The 18,167-nt window shown below is 72.6% G+C and carries 17 protein-coding genes; 7 read left to right on the top strand and 10 right to left on the bottom strand.

Translation table 11 applies throughout. The features are described from left to right. Positions 1-4 precede the first annotated feature (4 nt). The 7 genes from JHD21_RS06960 to JHD21_RS06930 form a co-directional block, all read right to left on the bottom strand. A complete protein-coding gene (locus tag JHD21_RS06960) occupies positions 5-250 on the bottom strand; it encodes a hypothetical protein (RefSeq protein ID WP_292672778.1) in 246 nt (81 codons plus the stop codon). Between the two features lie 93 nt (positions 251-343). Beyond that, positions 344-3,313 carry a helix-turn-helix transcriptional regulator gene (locus JHD21_RS06955; protein WP_292672776.1) on the bottom strand — a complete coding sequence of 990 codons (2,970 nt, stop codon included), beginning with the start codon at positions 3,311-3,313 and terminating at the stop codon, positions 344-346. A gap of 104 nt (positions 3,314-3,417) precedes the next feature. Then, positions 3,418-3,573 carry a hypothetical protein gene (locus JHD21_RS06950; RefSeq protein WP_292672774.1) on the bottom strand — a complete coding sequence of 52 codons (156 nt, stop codon included), beginning with the start codon at positions 3,571-3,573 and terminating at the stop codon, positions 3,418-3,420. Positions 3,574-3,711: 138 nt separating this feature from the next. Then, on the bottom strand, positions 3,712-4,773 hold the full coding sequence (locus JHD21_RS06945) for a hypothetical protein (RefSeq protein ID WP_292672772.1): 1,062 nt from the start codon (positions 4,771-4,773) through the stop codon (positions 3,712-3,714). 77 nt (positions 4,774-4,850) lie between these two features. Next, positions 4,851-6,023 carry an imidazolonepropionase gene (hutI, locus tag JHD21_RS06940; protein WP_292672770.1) on the bottom strand — a complete coding sequence of 391 codons (1,173 nt, stop codon included), beginning with the start codon at positions 6,021-6,023 and terminating at the stop codon, positions 4,851-4,853. Continuing rightward, on the bottom strand, positions 6,020-7,273 hold the full coding sequence (locus JHD21_RS06935; RefSeq protein ID WP_292672767.1) for a formimidoylglutamate deiminase: 1,254 nt from the start codon (positions 7,271-7,273) through the stop codon (positions 6,020-6,022). The genes hutI and JHD21_RS06935 overlap by 4 nt, the downstream gene beginning before the upstream one ends. Further along, a complete protein-coding gene (locus tag JHD21_RS06930; protein WP_292672765.1) occupies positions 7,270-8,472 on the bottom strand; it encodes an allantoate amidohydrolase in 1,203 nt (400 codons plus the stop codon). The genes JHD21_RS06935 and JHD21_RS06930 overlap by 4 nt, the downstream gene beginning before the upstream one ends. A gap of 10 nt (positions 8,473-8,482) precedes the next feature. Between JHD21_RS06930 and JHD21_RS06925 the strand changes: the two genes are divergently transcribed. The 7 genes from JHD21_RS06925 to JHD21_RS06895 all read left to right on the top strand — a co-directional run bounded on the left by JHD21_RS06925 (position 8,483) and on the right by JHD21_RS06895 (position 15,774). Next, complete coding sequence (locus JHD21_RS06925) at positions 8,483-9,091, top strand: nitroreductase family protein (protein ID WP_292672763.1); 609 nt, start codon at positions 8,483-8,485, stop codon at positions 9,089-9,091. A gap of 9 nt (positions 9,092-9,100) precedes the next feature. Further along, a complete protein-coding gene (locus tag JHD21_RS06920; RefSeq protein WP_292672762.1) occupies positions 9,101-10,435 on the top strand; it encodes a M20/M25/M40 family metallo-hydrolase in 1,335 nt (444 codons plus the stop codon). Beyond that, the gene (locus JHD21_RS06915; RefSeq protein WP_292672761.1) at positions 10,432-11,901 is read left to right on the top strand and encodes an MFS transporter; all 1,470 of its coding nucleotides are present in this window, start codon (positions 10,432-10,434) and stop codon (positions 11,899-11,901) included. The genes JHD21_RS06920 and JHD21_RS06915 overlap by 4 nt, the downstream gene beginning before the upstream one ends. Before the next feature lie 31 nt (positions 11,902-11,932). Then, entirely contained in the window at positions 11,933-12,460 is a 528-nt protein-coding gene (locus JHD21_RS06910) for a DUF1992 domain-containing protein (RefSeq protein WP_292672759.1), read from the top strand. A gap of 170 nt (positions 12,461-12,630) precedes the next feature. Next, positions 12,631-13,737: a CoA ester lyase gene (locus JHD21_RS06905; RefSeq protein ID WP_292672757.1), complete on the top strand. Its 1,107-nt coding sequence runs from the start codon at positions 12,631-12,633 to the stop codon at positions 13,735-13,737. Beyond that, positions 13,734-14,600, top strand: coding sequence for a CoA ester lyase (locus tag JHD21_RS06900; protein ID WP_292672755.1), 867 nt, complete (start codon positions 13,734-13,736; stop codon positions 14,598-14,600). Before JHD21_RS06905 ends, JHD21_RS06900 begins: the two co-directional genes overlap by 4 nt. 55 nt (positions 14,601-14,655) lie before the next feature. Next, complete coding sequence (locus JHD21_RS06895; protein ID WP_292672753.1) at positions 14,656-15,774, top strand: hypothetical protein; 1,119 nt, start codon at positions 14,656-14,658, stop codon at positions 15,772-15,774. Positions 15,775-15,787: 13 nt separating this feature from the next. Here the strand turns inward: JHD21_RS06895 and JHD21_RS06890 are convergent, their stop codons facing one another. The 3 genes from JHD21_RS06890 to hutU all read right to left on the bottom strand — a co-directional run. Then, a complete protein-coding gene (locus tag JHD21_RS06890) occupies positions 15,788-16,807 on the bottom strand; it encodes a M48 family metallopeptidase (protein ID WP_292672751.1) in 1,020 nt (339 codons plus the stop codon). Continuing rightward, complete coding sequence (locus JHD21_RS06885) at positions 16,804-17,391, bottom strand: TIGR03086 family metal-binding protein (protein WP_292672750.1); 588 nt, start codon at positions 17,389-17,391, stop codon at positions 16,804-16,806. Before JHD21_RS06885 ends, JHD21_RS06890 begins: the two co-directional genes overlap by 4 nt. Positions 17,392-17,421: 30 nt before the next feature. Further along, on the bottom strand, positions 17,422-18,167 hold a 746-nt coding region (gene hutU / locus JHD21_RS06880; protein ID WP_292672748.1), incomplete at its 5' end, for a urocanate hydratase.

Below are 18,167 nucleotides of genomic sequence, written 5' to 3'. Positions count from 1 at the left end.
GCGGTCAGGATGCGTCGCCGTCGGTGGTGTCGGTGGCGTCACCGTCCGTGCCGTCGGCGTCGCCGCCGTCGCTGGAGTCGCCGTCGCTGGAGTCGCCGTCGCTCGAGTCGCCGTCGGTGGAGTCGGTGGCGTCACCGTCGGTGGTGTCGCCGTCGGTCCCGTCGGCGTCGCCGCCACCGAGCCCCGCGTCACCGGCCGGGGTGGTGGTCATGTCGTCGTCGCTCAGCGGCTCTTCGGGGGTGGTGGTCATGGTGCCTCCTGGTGCTGGATGCGGTCGCGGATGGGTCTTCTCGCGGGTACCCATGGCGATCATCGCGCACACACCCTCAGCAGGCGGCCCCGGCTAGTCCAGCAAACCCCGTCGCCGGGCGATCGCGGCGGCTTCGGTGCGGCCCGCGGCCCCGAGCTTGCCGAGGATGTTGGAGACGTGCACCGACACGGTCTTGGCGCTGATGAACAGCTGCTTGCCGATCTCTCCGTTGGAGCGGCCCTCGGCGACCAGCGCCAGGATCTCGGCCTCCCGGGCGGTGAGCGTGTCGGAGGGGCCGTCGGCCCGGGCCGGCGCCGAGCCCAGCGCCTTCAGTGCCTCGAGGAGAGGCGCGGCGGCCAGCCGGTGGGCGGTCTCGCGGGCCAGGTCCCCGACCTCGCGGGCACCGGCCGGGTCGCCGGTGGCCCGCAGGATGCCGGCCAGGGTGACCCGGACCGCGGCGAGCTCGTGGACGTGCCCGAAGTCGGCGAACAGCTGCTCGGTGTCGCGCCAGGTGTCGACGAGCACGTCCTGCGGGGGTGCGTCGACACCGGTGAGCCAGCGGGCGCGCAGGGTCTCGGCGTCGAGCCGTTTCATCCAGGCCCGGCCCTCGGGTCCCCAGTGGCCGGAGGGGTCGGCGTACTTCTGCAGCACGGTGTGGCCCTCCTCGAGCAGCCGCTCCACCTCCTCGAGGTACGTCGCGCGCTCGGCCGCGCTGAGCCGCGGCATCCGGTCCGCGATGGCGCCCGCCGTCGTGGCGGCGAGCCGGATCCGGGCGCTGAACCACTCGTGCCAGATCCGGCCCAGGACCCCGACCACGTCGCGGTAGACGGCGACGACCGCGTGCGGGTCGTCGGCGCGCGAGGCCTCGCTGAGCTCGGCGACGACCGAGTGGATGGCGACCCCGCCCTCGCTCTCCCAGAAGCGGCGCAGTGCCCGGGCCCGCTCGGCGACCGGCTCCCCGCGACCGGCGAGCACGAGCAGGCGCACGCTCTCGAGGAGCGCGGCCGCGATCGGCGGCGCGTGCTCGCCCGTGACGTCGGTGAGCTCGAGGACCTCGTCCCAGGCGCCGTTGACGTAGAGGACCCAGGACAGCTGCCAGCGGCCCTCGAACCCGTACGGCGCCCACGGGATCCCGGCGTCGACCGCGGTCCTCATGGCGCTGCGGAACCAGCGCTCGGCGTCGGCGTACTCGGCCCAGTCCTGGTAGGAGCGGCCCATGAAGAAGCGGGCCCGCATCTCGGCGTGCACGGCGCCGGTCGCGACCGCCCGCTCGACCGCGTCGGCCAAGGCGCTGCGCAGCCCCTCCTTGGGGCCGGCCTTCTTGAGCCCGGACAGGGTCGTGATGACGTCGGAGGCGAGCTCGTGCAGGTCGAGCCGCTCGGCCACCGCGAGCGCGTCCAGGCCGACCGACTGCGCCTCGTCGTACTTCCCGTAGCCCGAGAGGATCCGGGCGTGCACGGACAGCACCTTGGCGCGCAGCCCGCCGGCATCCTCCGGCAGCAGGTCGACGGCCTGCTGGGAGACCACGAGCGGGTCCTCGTCGGGCTCGGTGACGAAGAGGGCGTCCGCGCGGGCCGAGAGCATCCGGATCCGGCAGGCGACGGGCGCGTCGTCCGGAAGCTGGGCGAGCTGCTCGGCGAGCAGCTTGGCGGCGCGCTGCGGCTGCCCGGAGTTGGTGACGGCGACCGCGGCCGCGACCGCCAGCTTGGAGACGTCGCCGCCGAAGCGCTCCCGCCGGGCCGGGTCGGCCAGCAGCTCGAGCGCCTGCTGGTAGTGCTGGGCCGCCTCGTCCGGGCCGCCCACGGCGGCGGCCTCGTCGCCCGCCCGGATCGCGGCGGCCAGGGCGGCGTCGAGGTCGTTGGCGAGCCGCGCGTGCCGGGCCAGCTCGGCCGCGGTCCCGGGGGCCCTGCCCTCGGCCAGCGCGGCGGCGTACTCGGCGTGCAGCCGCACCCGCTCGCCGGGCAGCAGGTCGTCGTAGACCGCCTCGCCGAGCAGCGCGTGCCGGAAGGAGTAGCGGCCGTCGCCGGCGACCAGGACGTTCATCTCGACGGCCTTGCGGAGCGCCTCCTCGAGCTCGCGCGCGTCCAGGCCCGAGGTCGCGGCGAGCAGGTCGTGGGCGACCTTGCGGCCGGCGACGCTGGCGACCCGCACCGCCTGCCGGGCGTGGTCGTCGAGGCGGTCGAGCCGGACCAGGAGGAGGTCGGCCAGGTCCATCGGCAGGTCCGACAGGCCCGCGGCCCCGACGAGCTCCTCGACGAAGAAGGCGTTCCCCTCGGCGCGGCCGACGATCGCGTCGAGCTCGTGGTCGGTGAGGCCGGCCGGCGCCAGCAGGGCGACCAGCGCGCGGACGTCGTCGTCGGGCAGCGGGCTGAGCTGCAGCCGCTCCACGCCGCGCAGCCGGGTCCACTCGGCGACCTGGCGGCGGAGCGGGTGCCGGCGGTGCAGGTCGTCGGAACGGTAGGAGGCGACCACGGCGACCGGCCCGTCGAACGGCCGGGAGAAGAGGAAGCTGAGCAGGTCACGGGTCGACTGGTCGGCCCAGTGGCAGTCCTCGACGACCACGAGGAGGGGCGCGGTCTCCGCCACGGTCTCGAGCAGCGAGTGGACGGCGGTGAAGAGGTCGGCGCGGTCGACGCTGCCCTCGGACTCACCGGTCTCGGCACGCTGGCTGTCGGCGCCCATCACCCGGCGGCCGGGCCGGAGGCGGCTCAGCGCCGGGTGCTCGTAGGCCACCTTGGCCACGAGCTCGGGCAGCTCGGACTCGAGGCGGCCCAGCACCTCGGAGAACGGGAGGTAGGGCAGCGCGCTGTCGCCGAAGTCGAGGCAGTGGCCGGCGACGACCCGCCACTCGGCGGCGACCGCGAGGTCGCGCAGCTCCATCAGCAGCCGGGTCTTGCCGACACCGGCATCGCCGGAGAGGACGACGTGGTGGCGCTCGAGCTCGCGCTCCGCGGTGCCCGGGCCGGCCGGCAACGACCGGACGCCGAGCAACGAAGCGATCTCCGTCAGCTCGGCGTCCCTGCCCACCAAGGGGCCGACCAGGGTCCGACTGGGCTGTGCCACGTCGGCCATGATCCCTTGTTCTGTTGTCTCGTCTGCTGTCATTTCCGTCGCCGGGTCCGCCGCGACCTGCTCAGCGACAGCCGGGGCCGCCGTCAAGGCCGGCCTCAGCGGGCGTCGGTGACGGTGTCCGCCGGGCGGCGGACGCGCGGGCGGCGGACCAGCTTGCCGCGACGGCTGGCGCGCGCCGTCCCGATGATGCCGTCCTTGGCCCGGTTGCTGCGGTACTCGATCTCCGCGGCGATCATGTCGGGGCTGTACATGGTGGTGCCTCCCTCAGATGTCCCACCGGGTCTCGGTGGTGAGACGAGGTTCGCGCTCTGAGGTAGGCCCGCACATCGGGCAGGTGCCTTAGTTCTGGCTGAGGTGGTCCCGGAATGCCTTAGATCGGGACGACCCCGTCACGGCTTCTTGCCTGTGATCAATGCGGCCAAATCCAAGACCTGCGCGTTCGACAACCCAGCGCCGGTGTCACTACCTCCGAGTAGGGACGGCGGAGCTCCCAGCACCCGTCGCGCGAACTCCTCGTAAATGCGTGCCTTTGCGGGGTCGTCCGTGACCGTGGTCAGGAAGTCCTGGAAGGTATTGAGTTGCACTTGAATGCTCTTCGCCCAGTCGGCCATTGACCGATGCGTTGAGGCCAAACGCGACGCGTACGCGGCACCGCCTCCCAGCGCCAAGATTATCGCCAGATGCCCAAGTCCCGATTCGAGATCGATTCCGGCTGGAACCTCGGCCCCTGCATAAACAGCGCCGGCAAGCGCCGTGAAAGTCAGCACCCTAAAGAGCCAACTCGCACAACGTTCGCGCCAACTCAACCTCTTGAAGTGATCCGATAGCTCATGCTGGGCACGCTCCGTTCGCGCCTTCACAAGCTCGTCGCGCAACTCCGCGAGTCGAGTGGTCGTCGTCTGCACGTCGACTTGGGCGTCCTTAGCAGCCTGAGACGCCGCCTCAGCAGCCTCCTCCAACTCCCGAACCACGACCAGGCACCTCAGACCTTCCCGAAGGATGCCGATGCGCGCGTTCCAACCGGAGACGTATGGCGCAGGATCGACGCCCTCGCCGCCGTCGAGAAAAATCAGAGGTTCGCCGGGCGCATACCGGTCCCGGGAGGCACGCCAGATCAACTCACTCAGGGTGCCGAGCCACTTCCACACGTGCTCCTGCGCGCCGCGCGCATCCAAGTCAATTCTGCCGAAGTTCAGAATACTCGCGTCTACGACCGAGAGGTCCAAAAGATCTGCGAAGGCTACGACGTCGTTCGTCGGCTCCGTGATTGTTTCGGCGGGTGCTGGCGCTCTAGATCCCTCGCTGATCACATCCCACCACAAACCAAGGGATTCCGACGCCAGCTTGTGAAGTAGCGCTCCATCCGCGCTTGCGTCCACCCGCTTTATGGCCTCGGCGATCCTAGCGAGACGCGCTTCATGGCTCGCTGAACGCGTGAGCACTTCAGCCACCAGAGACATCCTCTCCTCGCGAACTCAGCTGCCGAGCATGAACGGCTCATCCACTGCCGAAAGACTAGGCTCTGTCGTCAGATCGCGACTGCAGCACGCCCAGCAAGCCACGCACCAACGACGAGCGGGACACCAGGACGATAGGCCAGGTGGACGTGGCTCGGCGCGTCCAGCATCAGGAAGTCGGCACGCTTGCCCGGCGCCAGCACGCCGACGTCGTCCCGGTCGAGCGCCTGGGCGCCGACCGCGGTCGCGGCGTGGACGGCCTCGGCGGGCGTCATCCCCATCTCCCGGACCGCGAGAGCGATGCAGAGCGGGACCGAGCTGGTGTAGCTGGAGCCGGGGTTGCAGTCGGTGGCGAGGGCGACCCGGACGCCGGCGTCGAGCAGGCCCCGCGCGTCGGGGTAGGGCTGCCGGGTCGAGAACTCGACCCCCGGCAGCAGGGTCGCGACGGTGCCGGAGTCGCGGAGCGCGTCGACGTCGGCGTCCTCCAGGTAGGTGCAGTGGTCGACCGCCGTGAGCCCCAGCTCGGCGGCCAGCCGGACGCCCGGACCGGGCCCGAGCTGGTTGGCGTGCAACCGGCCTCTCAGTCCCTGCGCCTCCCCTGCGGCGAGGACGGCCCGGGCCTGGTCCGCGTCGAACGCTCCGGTCTCGCAGAACACGTCGACCCAGCGGGCGTGCGGGGCGGCGGCCTCGAGCATCGGGCCGGTCACGAGGCTCACGTAGCCGGCCGGGTCGCCGGCGTACTCCGCCGGCACGACGTGCGCGCCGAGGAAGGTCGTCTCCTCGGTGAACTGCCGCGCGACGGCGAGGCTGCGGGCCTCGTCGAGGACCGTGAGGCCGTAGCCGCTCTTGATCTCGACGGTCGTGGTGCCCTGGCGGCGCATCTCGGCGACGTGCCGGGCGACGTGCGCGGTCAGCTGCTCGTCGGTCGCCTGCCTGGTGGCGGCCACGGTGGTGCGGATCCCGCCGGCGGCGTACGGCGTCCCGGCCATCCGGGCCGCGAACTCCGGCGCCCGGTCGCCGGCGAACACCAGGTGGCTGTGGCTGTCCACGAACCCGGGGAGCACGGCCCGGCCGGCGGCGTCGACGTGCTCGTCGGCGGCCGGCGCGTCGGCCGCCGGGCCCACCCAGGCGAGCGTGCCGCCCTCGACGACCAGCGCGGCGTTCACGAGCACCCCGAGGAGGCCGTCCCGTTCCGGGTCGTTGGTGACGAGCTCGCCGACGTTCGTGACGAGGAGGCTGCTCACGACCAGAGCCCCGCGATCGCCGCGTCGAGCTCGCGGCCGATCCCGTCCTCGTCGCCCTTGCTGAACACGACCCCACCGTCGCAGACGACCCGGACGACGTCGGCGGACGTCGCCGCGAAGACGGCGGTGTTCTCGTCGCCGCCGGTGCCGGCGGTGCGCGGGCTCCTGGTGTCGATCGTGACCAGGTCCGCCGGTGCGCCCACCGCGATCGCCCGTCCGCGGGTGCCGACGTCCAGGAGCTCGGCCGCGGTCCAGTGGCCGCGCTCCCGGGTGGCCAGCCGCTCGTCCATCTCGAGCGCGCGCAGCTCCTCGAACGGGTCGACCACGGCGTGGCTGTCACTGCCGATGGTGACCCGGCAGCCGGCTTCGTGCAGCCGGCGCGCCGGGCCGATGCCGTCGGCGAGGTCGCGCTCGGTGGTGGGGGTGACGCAGACGTTGGTGCGGGTCGCGCCGAGCAGCTCGACGTCGTCGTCGGTGAGGTGGGTGGCGTGCACGACCGTCGTGCCCGGCCCGAGGAGGCCCTCGTCGTGCAGCAGCCGGGTCGGGGTGACGCCATAGGCCGCCAGGCACTCGTCGTTCTCGCGCGGCTGCTCGGACAGGTGGACGTGCAGCGGGTCGCGGCCGCGGAAGACCTGGAGCTGGTCGCGGGGCACGGCCCGGACCGAGTGGATCGCCGCCGGCCCGGCTCCGGCGCGCTCGGCCCAGCGCTGGGCGGTGCCGTCGCTGTAGCGCACCTGGACGCCCTCGGGCGGCGCCCCGAACCCGCTGCTCAGGTAGCAGGTGTCCAGCAGCGTCAACCGGATCCCGGCCTCCTCCGCGGCGAGCACGAGCGCGTTGCCCATCGCCCTAGGCGCGGCGTACGGCGTCCCGTCCGGCTGGTGGTGCAGGTAGTGGAACTCGCTCACGCTCGTGTAGCCGGCCGCCAGCATCTCCCGGAACACCGCCCGGGCCAGCGTGACGTAGCGGTCCGGGTCGAGGCCCTCCGCCACGGCGTACATCTGCTCCCGCCAGGTCCAGAACGTCCCCTTGTCCCGCTGGGTCCGCCCCCGCAGCGCCCGGTGGAACGCGTGGCTGTGGTCGTTCGCCAGTCCGGGGAGGGTGAGGCCGGGCAGCCGCTCCACCCCCTCGGCCGGACCACCGACCTCGACCCGGGTGAACCGGCCGTCCTCGATCCCGACCAGCACGTCGTCGTGGACCGCACCGTCGACCCAGGCGCGCTCGAGGAGGTACGCCGTCGCGGGCTCGCTCACCGAGCCAGCCGTTCGAGCGTCTCGGCCAGGGCGTGGACGCCGGCCAGGCAGTCCGGCACCTCCGCGTGCTCGGCCGGCGAGTGGCTGACGCCGGTCGGGTTGCGGACGAACAGCATCGCGGTCGGGATGCCCGCCGCGGACAGGACGCCGGCGTCGTGGCCGGCCGCGGTGGGGAGGACCGGCCAGTCACCGCCGGCGTGGTCGGCGGCGAGCCGGGCGGCCAGGTCCGGGTCGAACAGCACCGCATCCGAGACCGACTCGGCGGTGACCTCGACCGCCGTGCCGTCCCGCTCCGCCCGCTCGGCGGCCTGCCGCGAGACGGTCTCGACCAGCTCGGCCAGCCCCTCCTCGGTCGAGGCGCGCGCGTCCAGCCAGGCGGTCACCCGCGACGGCACCGCGTTGGTGCCGTTGGGCTCGACCTCGACCCGCCCGAACGTCGCCCGCTCCCCCAGCACCCGCGCCTGCTTGTTGGCCGCGAGCGCGGTCATCGCGTAGGTCAGCATCGGGTCGCGCCGGTCCTCCATCCGGGTGGAGCCGGCGTGGTTGGCCTCGCCCGCGATGTCGAACCGGTAGCGCCCGTGCGGCCAGATCCCGCTGGCCACCCCGACGGCGGCGGCGCGGTCGACCAGGTCCCGGCCCTGCTCGACGTGCAGCTCGACGAAGACGCCGACGTCGTCCAGCAGCCCCGGACCCCCGCCCTCCGCGACGTCGCCGAGCGCCACACCGTCCCGGTCCCGCAGCTCGCGCGCCTGGTCCCAGGAGATCGCGCCCGTCGCCAGGCGCGAGCCCAGGCACGCCAACCCGAACCGCGACCCCTCCTCCTCGACGAACACCCCGACGCCGACCGGCCGGCCCGGCACGAACCCCCGGGACCTGAGCTCGTCGACCGCCGCCAGCGCCGAGACGACCCCCAGCGGGCCGTCGTACGCGCCGCCGTCGAGGACCGAGTCCAGGTGCGAGCCGGTCAGGACGCCTGGCGATGCAGAGCCTTCGGGTCGCCACCAGGCCACGACGTTCCCGAACGCATCGGACTCCACCGCCAGGTCCCGGGCGGCGCACTGCTCGGCGAACCAGGCGGCCAGCTCCCGCTCGGCGGAGGCGAACGGCTGGCGGAAGTATCCGCCGGAGGACGCCGACCTCCCGACCGGCGCGAGGTCGGCCCACATCCGCTCGAAGTCGTCCGGCACGGCGAAACCCATACTGACCATCATGGAGTTCCAGGAGGTCGTACGTCGCCGCCGGATGGTGCGGAGCTACTCCGACGAGCCGGTGGACCCGGCCGCGGTGGGCCGGGCGGTCGCCAACGCGACCCGGGCGCCGAGCGCGGGGTTCAGCCAGGGGTGGGGCTTCCTGGTGCTCGACCAGCCGGACGACGTACGCCGGTTCTGGGCCGCCACCACCGACCCGGCGGCCGAGCCCGACCGCTGGCTCCGGGGCATGAGCAGGGCACCCGTCGTGGTCATCCCGTGCTCGAGCAAGGCGGCGTACCTCGACCGCTACGCCGAGGACGACAAGGGCTGGGCGGACCGCGACGAGACCCGCTGGCCGGTCCCCTACTGGGACATCGACACCGGCATGGCCAGCCTGCTGATCCTGCAGACCGCGGTGGACGAGGGCCTGGGCGCGTGCTTCTTCGGCATCCCGCCCGACCGCCTGGACGCGGTCAAGGAGGCGTTCGGCGTCCCGGAGAGGTTCGCCCCGATCGGCGCCATCACCATCGGTCACCCGGCCGGCACCGCCGGGGCGAAGGGCTCGCCGAGCACCCGCGCCCGCAAGCCGGTCGACGAGGTCGTCCACCGGGGGCGCTGGTCCGAGTAGCCTCCGGCCATGGATCGCGCGGTCGGCAAGCTGCAGACGCTGGTCCGGATCCCGACCGTCTCCGACCGCGACCCCGACCGGATCGACACGGACGCGTTCGCCGGCTTCGTCGAGGAGCTGCGGGCCCAGTTCCCGCTCCTGCACGAGCACCTCGAGCTGACCCCGATCCGCACGCCCGCCACCACGCAGGGACTGCTGTTCCGCTGGCGCGGCCGGAAGGCCGAGAAGCCGGTGGTGCTGATGGCGCACCTGGACGTCGTCCCGGTCGAGGGCGACTGGCAGCACGGCGCCTTCAGCGGCGACATCGTCGACGGCGAGATCTGGGGCCGCGGCACGCTGGACGACAAGGGCGCCCTGGTCGCCGTCTGCGAGGCCGTCGAGCGGCTGCTGGAGCGGGGGCACCAGCCCGCCCAGGACGTCTGGCTGTCGTTCGGCTGTGACGAGGAGGTCTTCGGCCAGGCCGCGCCGATGGCCGTCGAGGAGCTCCGCAGCCGGGGCGTGCGCCCGTGGATCGTCGTCGACGAGGGCGGCGCGGTCGCGCACGGCGCCTTCCCGGGTGTGAGCACGCCGGTCGGGGTCATCGGCGTGACCGAGAAGGGGGTCACGTCGCTCGAGCTCACCGTCGAGGGCCGCGGCGGCCACGCGTCGACCCCGACCCGGCTCGGCCCGACCGCCCGGCTGGCCCGGGCGATCACCCGGCTCGACGACGCCCCGATGCCGGCCCACGTCCCGGAGCCGACGCTCGAGCTGTTCCGGAGGCTCGCCCCGCACGCACCCCTGCCGATGCGGCCCCTGATGGCGAACGCCGCCCGGCTGGGACCCGTCCTCCCCCGCGCGCTGGTGCTGGCCGGCCCCGAGACCGCGGCGATGACAAGGACCACGTTCGCGGTCACCACGCTCCAGGGCTCGCCGGCGCTCAACGTCATCGCGCAGAAGGCGACCGCGGGGGTCAACATCCGGGTCATGGTCGGCGACACCGTCGAGTCGGTGCTGGAGCACGTGCGCACCGCGATCGACGACAAGCACGTCCGCATCGACGTGGTCGAGGCCAACGAGGCCTGTCCGGTCTCGCCGATGACCAATGCCGACGCAGGCTTCCGGCTGCTCGAGGAGACGATCACCGAGGTCTTCCCCGACGCGGTCGCGGCGCCGTACGTGATGATGGCCGCGACCGACGCCCGCACCTTCACCACGGTCTGCGACCGGGTCTACCGGTTCGCGCCGTTCCGGATGACCAAGGCACAGCGCCAGGCCATCCACTCCTACGACGAGCATCTCGGGGTCGACGCCTTCGTCGAGGGCGTCCGCTGGTACCAGCGCCTGATCGAGAGGATCCCCGAGTGACCACCCCAGTGAGCGGCCCCGCCGCCCCGCCGGTCCGGCCGGTCCACGGCCTGGCCGCGATCGTCGGCTTCCTGGTGTGCGTCGAGGTCGCCAGCGGCGTGCTCCAGGGCTACTACACCCCGATCTTCAGCGACATCGCCGACCACCTCGACATCGCCGACGCCGACGTGAACTGGTTCGAGGCCGCCCAGCTGATCGTGTCCGCCCTGGTCGTGCCACCGCTGTGCCGGCTCGGTGACCTGGTCGGCCACAAGAAGGTGCTGCTGGTGTCGACCGCGGTCACCGCCCTGGGCTCGTGGGTCCTGGTCGTCTCGCCCGGGTTCACGACGTTCCTCATCGGCTGGGCGGTGCAGGGCGCGTACGTCGTGTGGCTGCCGCTCGAGGTGGCGATCATCCACCGCCGGACGAGGGACTCGGGCCGGCAGGGCCTGCTCACCCGGCGCGCGGCCGCCATCCTGGTGGGTGCCCTGGAGCTGTCGGTGATCATCGGCGCGCTGACCTCGGGTGCCCTGGTCGAGGCCACTTCGATGGGCACGCTGCTGGCCTTGCCGGCGATCGTCGTCACGGCCGTCTTCTTCGTGATCTGGTTCGGCGTCGAGGACGCACCGGGCGAGGCGACCGGCGGCTACGACTGGGGAGGCCTGGCGCTCATCACCGTCGCCGTCGGGCTCGTCATGGGCGGCCTGGTCGCGATCCGGGTGCAGGGCCCGGACAGCGTGCTCCCGTGGCTGCTGATCCTGCTCGGGATCGGCGTCCTGGTCCCGTTCGTCCGCTACGAGCAGGGCCATCCGGCGCCGATGATCGACGTCCGGCTGCTCGCGACCCGCGCGCAGTGGCCGGTCCAGCTGACCGCCTTCCTGTTCGGCATGTCCGTGCTCGGCGCGCAGATCCCGCTCTCGACGTTCGCCCGCACCGAGCCGTCCGAGGCCGGCTACGGGCTCGGGGCGGACGCGGCGTTCGTGTCCAACCTGATCGGCGTCTACGTCGTGTTCCTGGCCATCGGGGCGTTCACCCTGCCGCTCACCGCACGGCGGCTGGGGCCGCGCGGCGCGCTGGTGTTCTCGTCGCTCCTGGTGGCGCTCGGCTACGCGCTCTGGCTGCCGTTCCACGACTCGACGACCCAGGCGCTGATCAACATGGCGGTCGTCGGTCTCGGCTCCGGTGCGCTGGTCGCCGCGCTGCCTGCGGCCGCCGCCGCGGCCGCGCCGCCGGACCGCACCGGCTTCGCCACCGGCATGACCAACGCCACCAAGACCGTGGGTGGTGCGATCGCCTCGGCCGTCTTCGCGATCGCCCTGACCGCCACCGGCACGATCGACGGACCGGACGAAGGGCAGGCGCCGCTGTCCGGCTACCTGACGGTGTGGACGATCTGCGCCGTCGCCGCCCTGCTGGCCGCCGGCGCGCTGCTCCTGATGCCCCGCGAGACGGCCCCCGCCGAGCTGGACCCGCTCGACGCGTTCTGAGGGCGGTTGCCGCGCTGTCTATCGTGGTGGTGTGAGCGAGGAGCCCACCGACGAGAAGCCTCTCAGCCGGGAGGCCGAGCGGGCTGCGGCGCGAGCGCGGATCGAGCAGCAGCAGACCTGGGTCGACCTCCAGGTCCGGCAGGCGATGGAACGCGGCGAGTTCGACGACCTGCCCGGCGCCGGCAAGCCGATCAAGGACCTCGGCGAGCACCACGACCCGGACTGGTGGATCAAGAAGCTCGTCGAGCGCGAGAAGATCGCGGTCCTCCCGCCGAGCGTCCAGCTGCGCAAGGAGGACGCCGACCTCGACGCCCGCCTCGACAAGCTCGCCCGCGAGGACGACGTACGCCGAGAGCTCGAGGACTTCAACAAGCGCGTCGTCGCCGCGCGCTACCGGATGCCCGAGGGCCCGCCGCTCATCACCATGCCCCGCGACGTGGAGGCGACCGTCGCCGCCTGGCGCGAGCGCCGTGCGGAGCGGATCCGGAAGGCTCGCCTGGCCGCCGCCGCCCAGCCGGCTGCCAAGACCCGACGACGGCGCTGGCGCAGGTTCATCTAGGTATGTCGGCGACCCTGCACTTCCCACGCCGAGCTCGGGCAGGGAAGTGCGGTCCGGCCGACATCCCTAGATGAAACCCCCGGGCGCGCGCCGGACGCGGCCGCACCCCGTCGGGTCCACGAGACATCCGTCATACCGCCCGGCCGGGTTCATCTGGTTACCTCAGGCCCATGTCACGCCCAGCCAAGGACTTCTTCCGGCCGCTCGCGGTCGGCGCCCCCGAGCCGCTCCGGGAGATCCCGGCGAGACCGAGCCGGGCGATCCACTTCTTCGACCCGAGCAACGCCAAGATGGCGGCCAAGGTGCCCGACATGGTCGGCACCGTTGACGTCCTGCTCGGCAACCTCGAGGACGCGATCAAGGCCGACAACAAGGTCGCCGCGCGCGAGGGCCTGGTCACGATCGCCCAGGGCACCGACGGCCTCGGCGGCCCGGACGCGAAGACCCAGCTCTGGACCCGGATCAACTCCCTGGACAGCCCCTGGGTGCTCGACGACCTGACCACGCTGGTGCCGGCGATCGGCGACAGGCTCGACGTGGTCATGGTGCCGAAGGTGCAGGGCGCCGAGGACATCCACTACGTCGACCGGCTGCTCGCCCAGCTCGAGGCGAAGGCGGGCCTCGACCGGCCGATCCTCGTCCACGCGATCCTCGAGACCGCGCGCGGCGTGGCCAACGTCGAGGAGATCTGCGGGGCCAGCCCGCGCATGCAGGGCCTCTCCCTCGGCCCGGCCGACCTGGCCGCGGACCGCCGGATGAAGACCACGAGGGTCGGCGGCGGCCACCCCGGCTACCTGGTGCGGCAGGACCCGCCGACCGACAGTCTCGGCGTCGCGCAGATCGACGCCAGCCGGGCGACGTACCAGCAGGACCTCTGGCACTACACGATCGCGCGGATGGTCGACGCCTGCGCGATGCACGGCATCTACCCCTACTACGGGCCGTTCGGGGACATCGCCGACGTGGTGGCGTGCGAGGACCAGTTCCGCAACGCGTTCCTCCTGGGCTGCGTGGGCACGTGGAGCCTGCACCCGAAGCAGGTCGCGATCGCCAACAAGGTGTTCAGCCCCAGCGTCGAGGACGTGGCGCACGCCCGGCGGGTGGTGGCGGCGATGGGCGACGGCACGGGCGCGGTGATGCTCGACGGCAAGATGGAGGACGACGCCTCGCTCAAGCAGTGCCTGGTGATGGTCGAGCTCGCCGAGCAGCTGGCCGCGATCGACCCCGAGCTCAAGAAGCAGTACGACGAGATCGCCAGCAGCGAGGTCGACGCATGAGCACCGACTTCACGCCCCTACGCAGCGTCCTCTACATGCCCAGCTCCAACGAGCGGGCGCTCGAGAAGGCCAAGTCGATCGCCTGCGACGGCCTGATCCTCGACCTCGAGGACGCCGTCGCCCCGGACGCCAAGGCCGCGGCCCGCGAGGCCGCCTGCGCCGCCGCCGCGAGCGGTGAGTACGGCCGGCGCACGCTGACCATCCGGGTCAACGCGATCGGCACGGAGTGGCACGACGCCGACCTGCGTGCCGCGGCCCAGGCCGGGCCCGACGCGGTGGTCGTGCCGAAGGTCGACAGCGCCGAGGAGGTCGGCCGGCTCGTCGACGCGCTGGAGAAGGGCGGCGCCCCCGACCACACCACGCTCTGGGCGATGATCGAGACCCCGGTCGCGGTCCTCGACGCGCTGAGCGTCGCCCGCGCCTCCGAGCGGCTCACCGCGTTCGTGATCGGCACCAACGACCTGGTCAAGGAGCTGTACGCCGAGCACGTGCCCGGCCGCGCGCCGATCCTGCCCAGCCTCCACCAGATCCTCCTGGCGGGGCGCGCCGCCGGCATCGCGGTCCTGGACGGCGTCTACAACGACGTGAAGAACGCCGACGGCTTCCTCGCCGAGTGCGAGCAGGGTCGGCAGATGGGCTTCGACGGCAAGACGCTGATCCATCCCGGCCAGGTCGACGGCGCGAACGCCGCGTTCGCGCCGTCCTCGCAGGCGGTCGACGAGGCGCGCGGGCTGATCGCGGCGTTCGAGGACGGCCAGGGTTCAGGGGTGGTCACCTACAACGGCCGGATGGTCGAGGCCCTGCACGTCGAGTCGGCCCGGCGGACGCTCAGCATCCACGACGCCATCCAGGCGCTGGGCTGAGCCTGCCGCCCGCACCGACGGTTTCGGGCGGCGACGCCTGGGGCAGGGTGGCCGCGTGACTCCCCACCATCACCTACGCCGTCCCGCACGATCCCTCGCCCTGGCCACCACCCTGGCCGTCATCGCGACGCTGCTGTCGACCCTCGCCGGCCCGACGGCCCTCGCCGCGAACCCCGCCGGGGAGCGCGACGCCGAGCGCCGGTCCTTCGTCGCGTGGGACAGCACGGTCATCAACCCCGGAGGCAGGATCCGGGCCCACGGCAAGCTGCCCGGAGGCAAGCGCAAGGTCGCGCTGCAGGTGAAGGTCGAGCGCAGCTGGCAGACCATCGACACGACCAGGACCAACCGCAAGGGCAAGTTCCGGGTGGCCGGCCGGCTGGACTGGTACGGCAAGCACCGGGTGCGGGTCCTCGCCCCCGCGCGGCGGCCGTTCGTCCGGTCCACGAAGGCGAGGGTCCTGCCGCCGTACGCTCCGGTCGGCAACCGCAAGGACTTCGCCTTCATCCACGGCACGTCCGTGCGGAAGAACTACCGGTTCAACCCGTGCCAGAAGATCACCTACCGGATCAACAGCGAGGACGTGGGCCCCGAGGCCCGGCCGCTGATCAAGGCCGGGATGACCCAGCTGTCCTGGGCGACCGGGCTGAAGTTCAAGTACGTCGGCAAGTCCAGGCTCATCCCCTACACCATGGCCAAGCGCCGGCACTACCCGCGCGGCACCGACCTGGTCATCGCGTTCGCGACCCATGCCGAGGTCCCCGACTTCGACAAGCGAGCCGCCGCCGGGTTCGGCGGCCCGCGCTGGTTGCACCCCGCCCGCAACAGCAAGGGCCAGCGGGTGTGGATGACGACCGAGGCGGGCGTGACGCTGAGCACCGACTACTGGCACAACGGCTTCGCGCACGGCTACTTCGACAACACCCGCGCCACCATCGGCGAGCTGATCCTCCACGAGATCGGTCACGCGGTGGGGCTCGGCCACGTGCCGGCGGCGCCGCAGGAGATCATGAACGGCCGCGGCTACTACCGCTACCCGGACGGCTACTACAAGGGCCTCTACAACCTCGGCGACCTCAACGGTCTGTCCAAGGTAGGGCTCAAGCAGGGCTGCCTGCGTCCGGTCCGCGCCGGCCGCGTCACCGAGGTCGAGGTCGCGGAGCCGCCGCTGTCCTGACCGACGCGGGTGCCTACTCGCTCCGGGTGCGCCGGATCTGGTCGTCGAGCCACAGCTTGGCGCTGCCGAGGAAGCCGGCCACGTCGTGCACGAGCGTGCCCAAGGCGTCCTGGGTCTTCTTGAACGACTCGGTGTACTCCGCCGCGGCCTGCTTGGCGGCCTCGCTGACCTTGGCGTTGGCGTCCTCGGCGCGGCGGGGGTAGGTCCCGGACAGGACCTGGGTGTACTCCCCGGAGTCGACCCAGTTGCGCAGCTCGGCGGCACGGACGACGGCGTAGGGATGGGTGGCGCGCTCGACCAGGGTCAGCTTGAGCACGGAGTCGCGCAGGTCGGTGGAGCCCAGGTACTCCTGGCCTTGCGCGAAGAACGACGTCTGGTCGAGCTCGCTGAGGTCGCCCGAGCCGCTGGCCAGCTTCATGTGGACCCGGAACGCTGTCGCCGGGTCCTGGGTCGCGAGCAGGCCCGCCCGGTCGGCGGACAGCTCGGACTTGCGGGACCACTCGTAGAGCGCGGCGATGATGACCCGCAGCCCGATGGCTCCGCCGGGGATCGAGCTCCAGACGCCGGTGAGGTCCATGAGCCGGAGCAGCAGGGTGCGGTAGACCGCGTGCCCGCTCAGTGCGTGCCCGAGCTCGTGCGCGAGGAGGAACCGCATCTCCTCCTCGTCGAGCAGGTCGAGGAGGGAGGAGTGGAGCACGATGACCGGCTTGTCCATCCCGACGGTCATCGCGTGGGTGAACGGGTCGTTGACGACGAAGACCTCCGGCAGCTCGGGGGCATCGAGCACCCGGCCCACCTCGGCGAGCAGCCGGTGCACCCCCGCGAACTGCCGCTCGTCGACCCGGATCCCCGAGCCGAGGAAGTCCAGGCGCGCCTTCCGCTCGTTGATCAGGCCGGAGATCGCCTTGAGCACGGTGTCGAAGCCCCGGAGCTTGCGCATCGCCACCAGCGCACCGCGGTCGGCCGGGTGCTCCCAGGCCCGGGAGCTGATGTCGGTCAGGGTCACCCGAGCGCGGGCCGGTTGCGACGTCACCGTCTCACTGTGGCACGCCAGCCGGGGTCGCGGCCGATGAACCCGAGCAGCCGGGTCTGGGGGTCGGCATCCGTGGGTACGGCGACCCGCGGTCCGTAGTGGCCGCTGGCCCGCATCGCGTCCTCGGCCGGCTCCATCCCGGCGAGCAGGGCCGCGCAGCGGTCGGGGTCGAGCCGGTCGTCCTGGCCGGTCGCGCGGGCCAGGTCCCAGGTGTGCATGAAGACGTCGGCGGTGAAGAACTGCGAGACCGCCCGGTCCACCGGGACCTCACCGATGTGCGGGTTGTCCATCACCACGGCCTGCGTCCCCGGGTCGTCGAGCAGTGCGCGTACCCCGCGCTCGAGCTCGTGCCACGCCGCCGCGGGGTCGTCGTCGACCGACGTCGGCACCTCGAGCCGGATCCCCGACCCCGACTCGAGGAAGGCGGGGAACCACTCGACGAGGTGCCGCACCACGTCCCGGGCGGTCCAGCCCGCCACCGGGGCCGGGGCGCCCCACCCGTCGTCGTCCACCGCGTCGACCCGGGCGGTGAAGCCGGCCCCGATCTCGCGCCACTCCTCGGCAGGCGTCTGCTCGTCAGTCATGCTGGTGAGGACCGCGCCACCGGCTCGGACTCATCGGGGGCGCGCGTCCTCGCGCATCGGCACCCGCACGCCGCGTTCGTCGGCCACCTCGGCCGCCCGGTCGTAGCCCGCGTCGACGTGCCGGATCACTCCCATGCCGGGGTCGTTGGTCAGCACCCGCTCGATCTTCTGCGCCGCCAGGTCCGTGCCGTCGGCGACGCAGACCTGGCCGGCGTGGATCGAGCGCCCGATGCCGACGCCACCGCCGTGGTGGATCGAGACCCAGGTCGCCCCGGAGGCGGTGTTGACCAGGGCGTTGAGCAGCGGCCAGTCGGCGATCGCGTCAGAGCCGTCGAGCATCGACTCGGTCTCCCGGTAGGGCGAGGCGACCGAGCCGCAGTCGAGGTGGTCGCGGCCGATCACGATCGGCGCCGTGAGCTCCCCCGAGGCGACCATCTCGTTGAACCTGAGCCCGGCGAGGTGGCGCTCGCCGTAGCCCAGCCAGCAGATCCGGGCCGGCAGCCCCTGGAACTGCACCCGCTCCCCCGCCATGGTGATCCACTTCCGGAGGCGCTCGTTGTCGGGGAAGAGCTCGAGGATCGCCCGGTCGGTCGCCGCGATGTCCGCCGGGTCACCGCTCAGCGCGGCCCAGCGGAACGGCCCCTTGCCCTCGCAGAACAGCGGCCGGATGTACGCCGGCACGAAGCCGGGGAACTCGAAGGCGCGGTCGTAGCCGCCTTTACGGGCCTCGTCGCGGATCGAGTTGCCGTAGTCGAAGACCTCGGCGCCGGCGTCCT

Source organism: Nocardioides sp., from assembly GCF_016462705.1.
In the GTDB taxonomy this organism is placed as follows: domain Bacteria; phylum Actinomycetota; class Actinomycetes; order Propionibacteriales; family Nocardioidaceae; genus Nocardioides.
The sequence above is the reverse complement of the archived record's forward strand: the minus strand, read 5'-3'. Positions and strand labels throughout refer to the sequence as shown.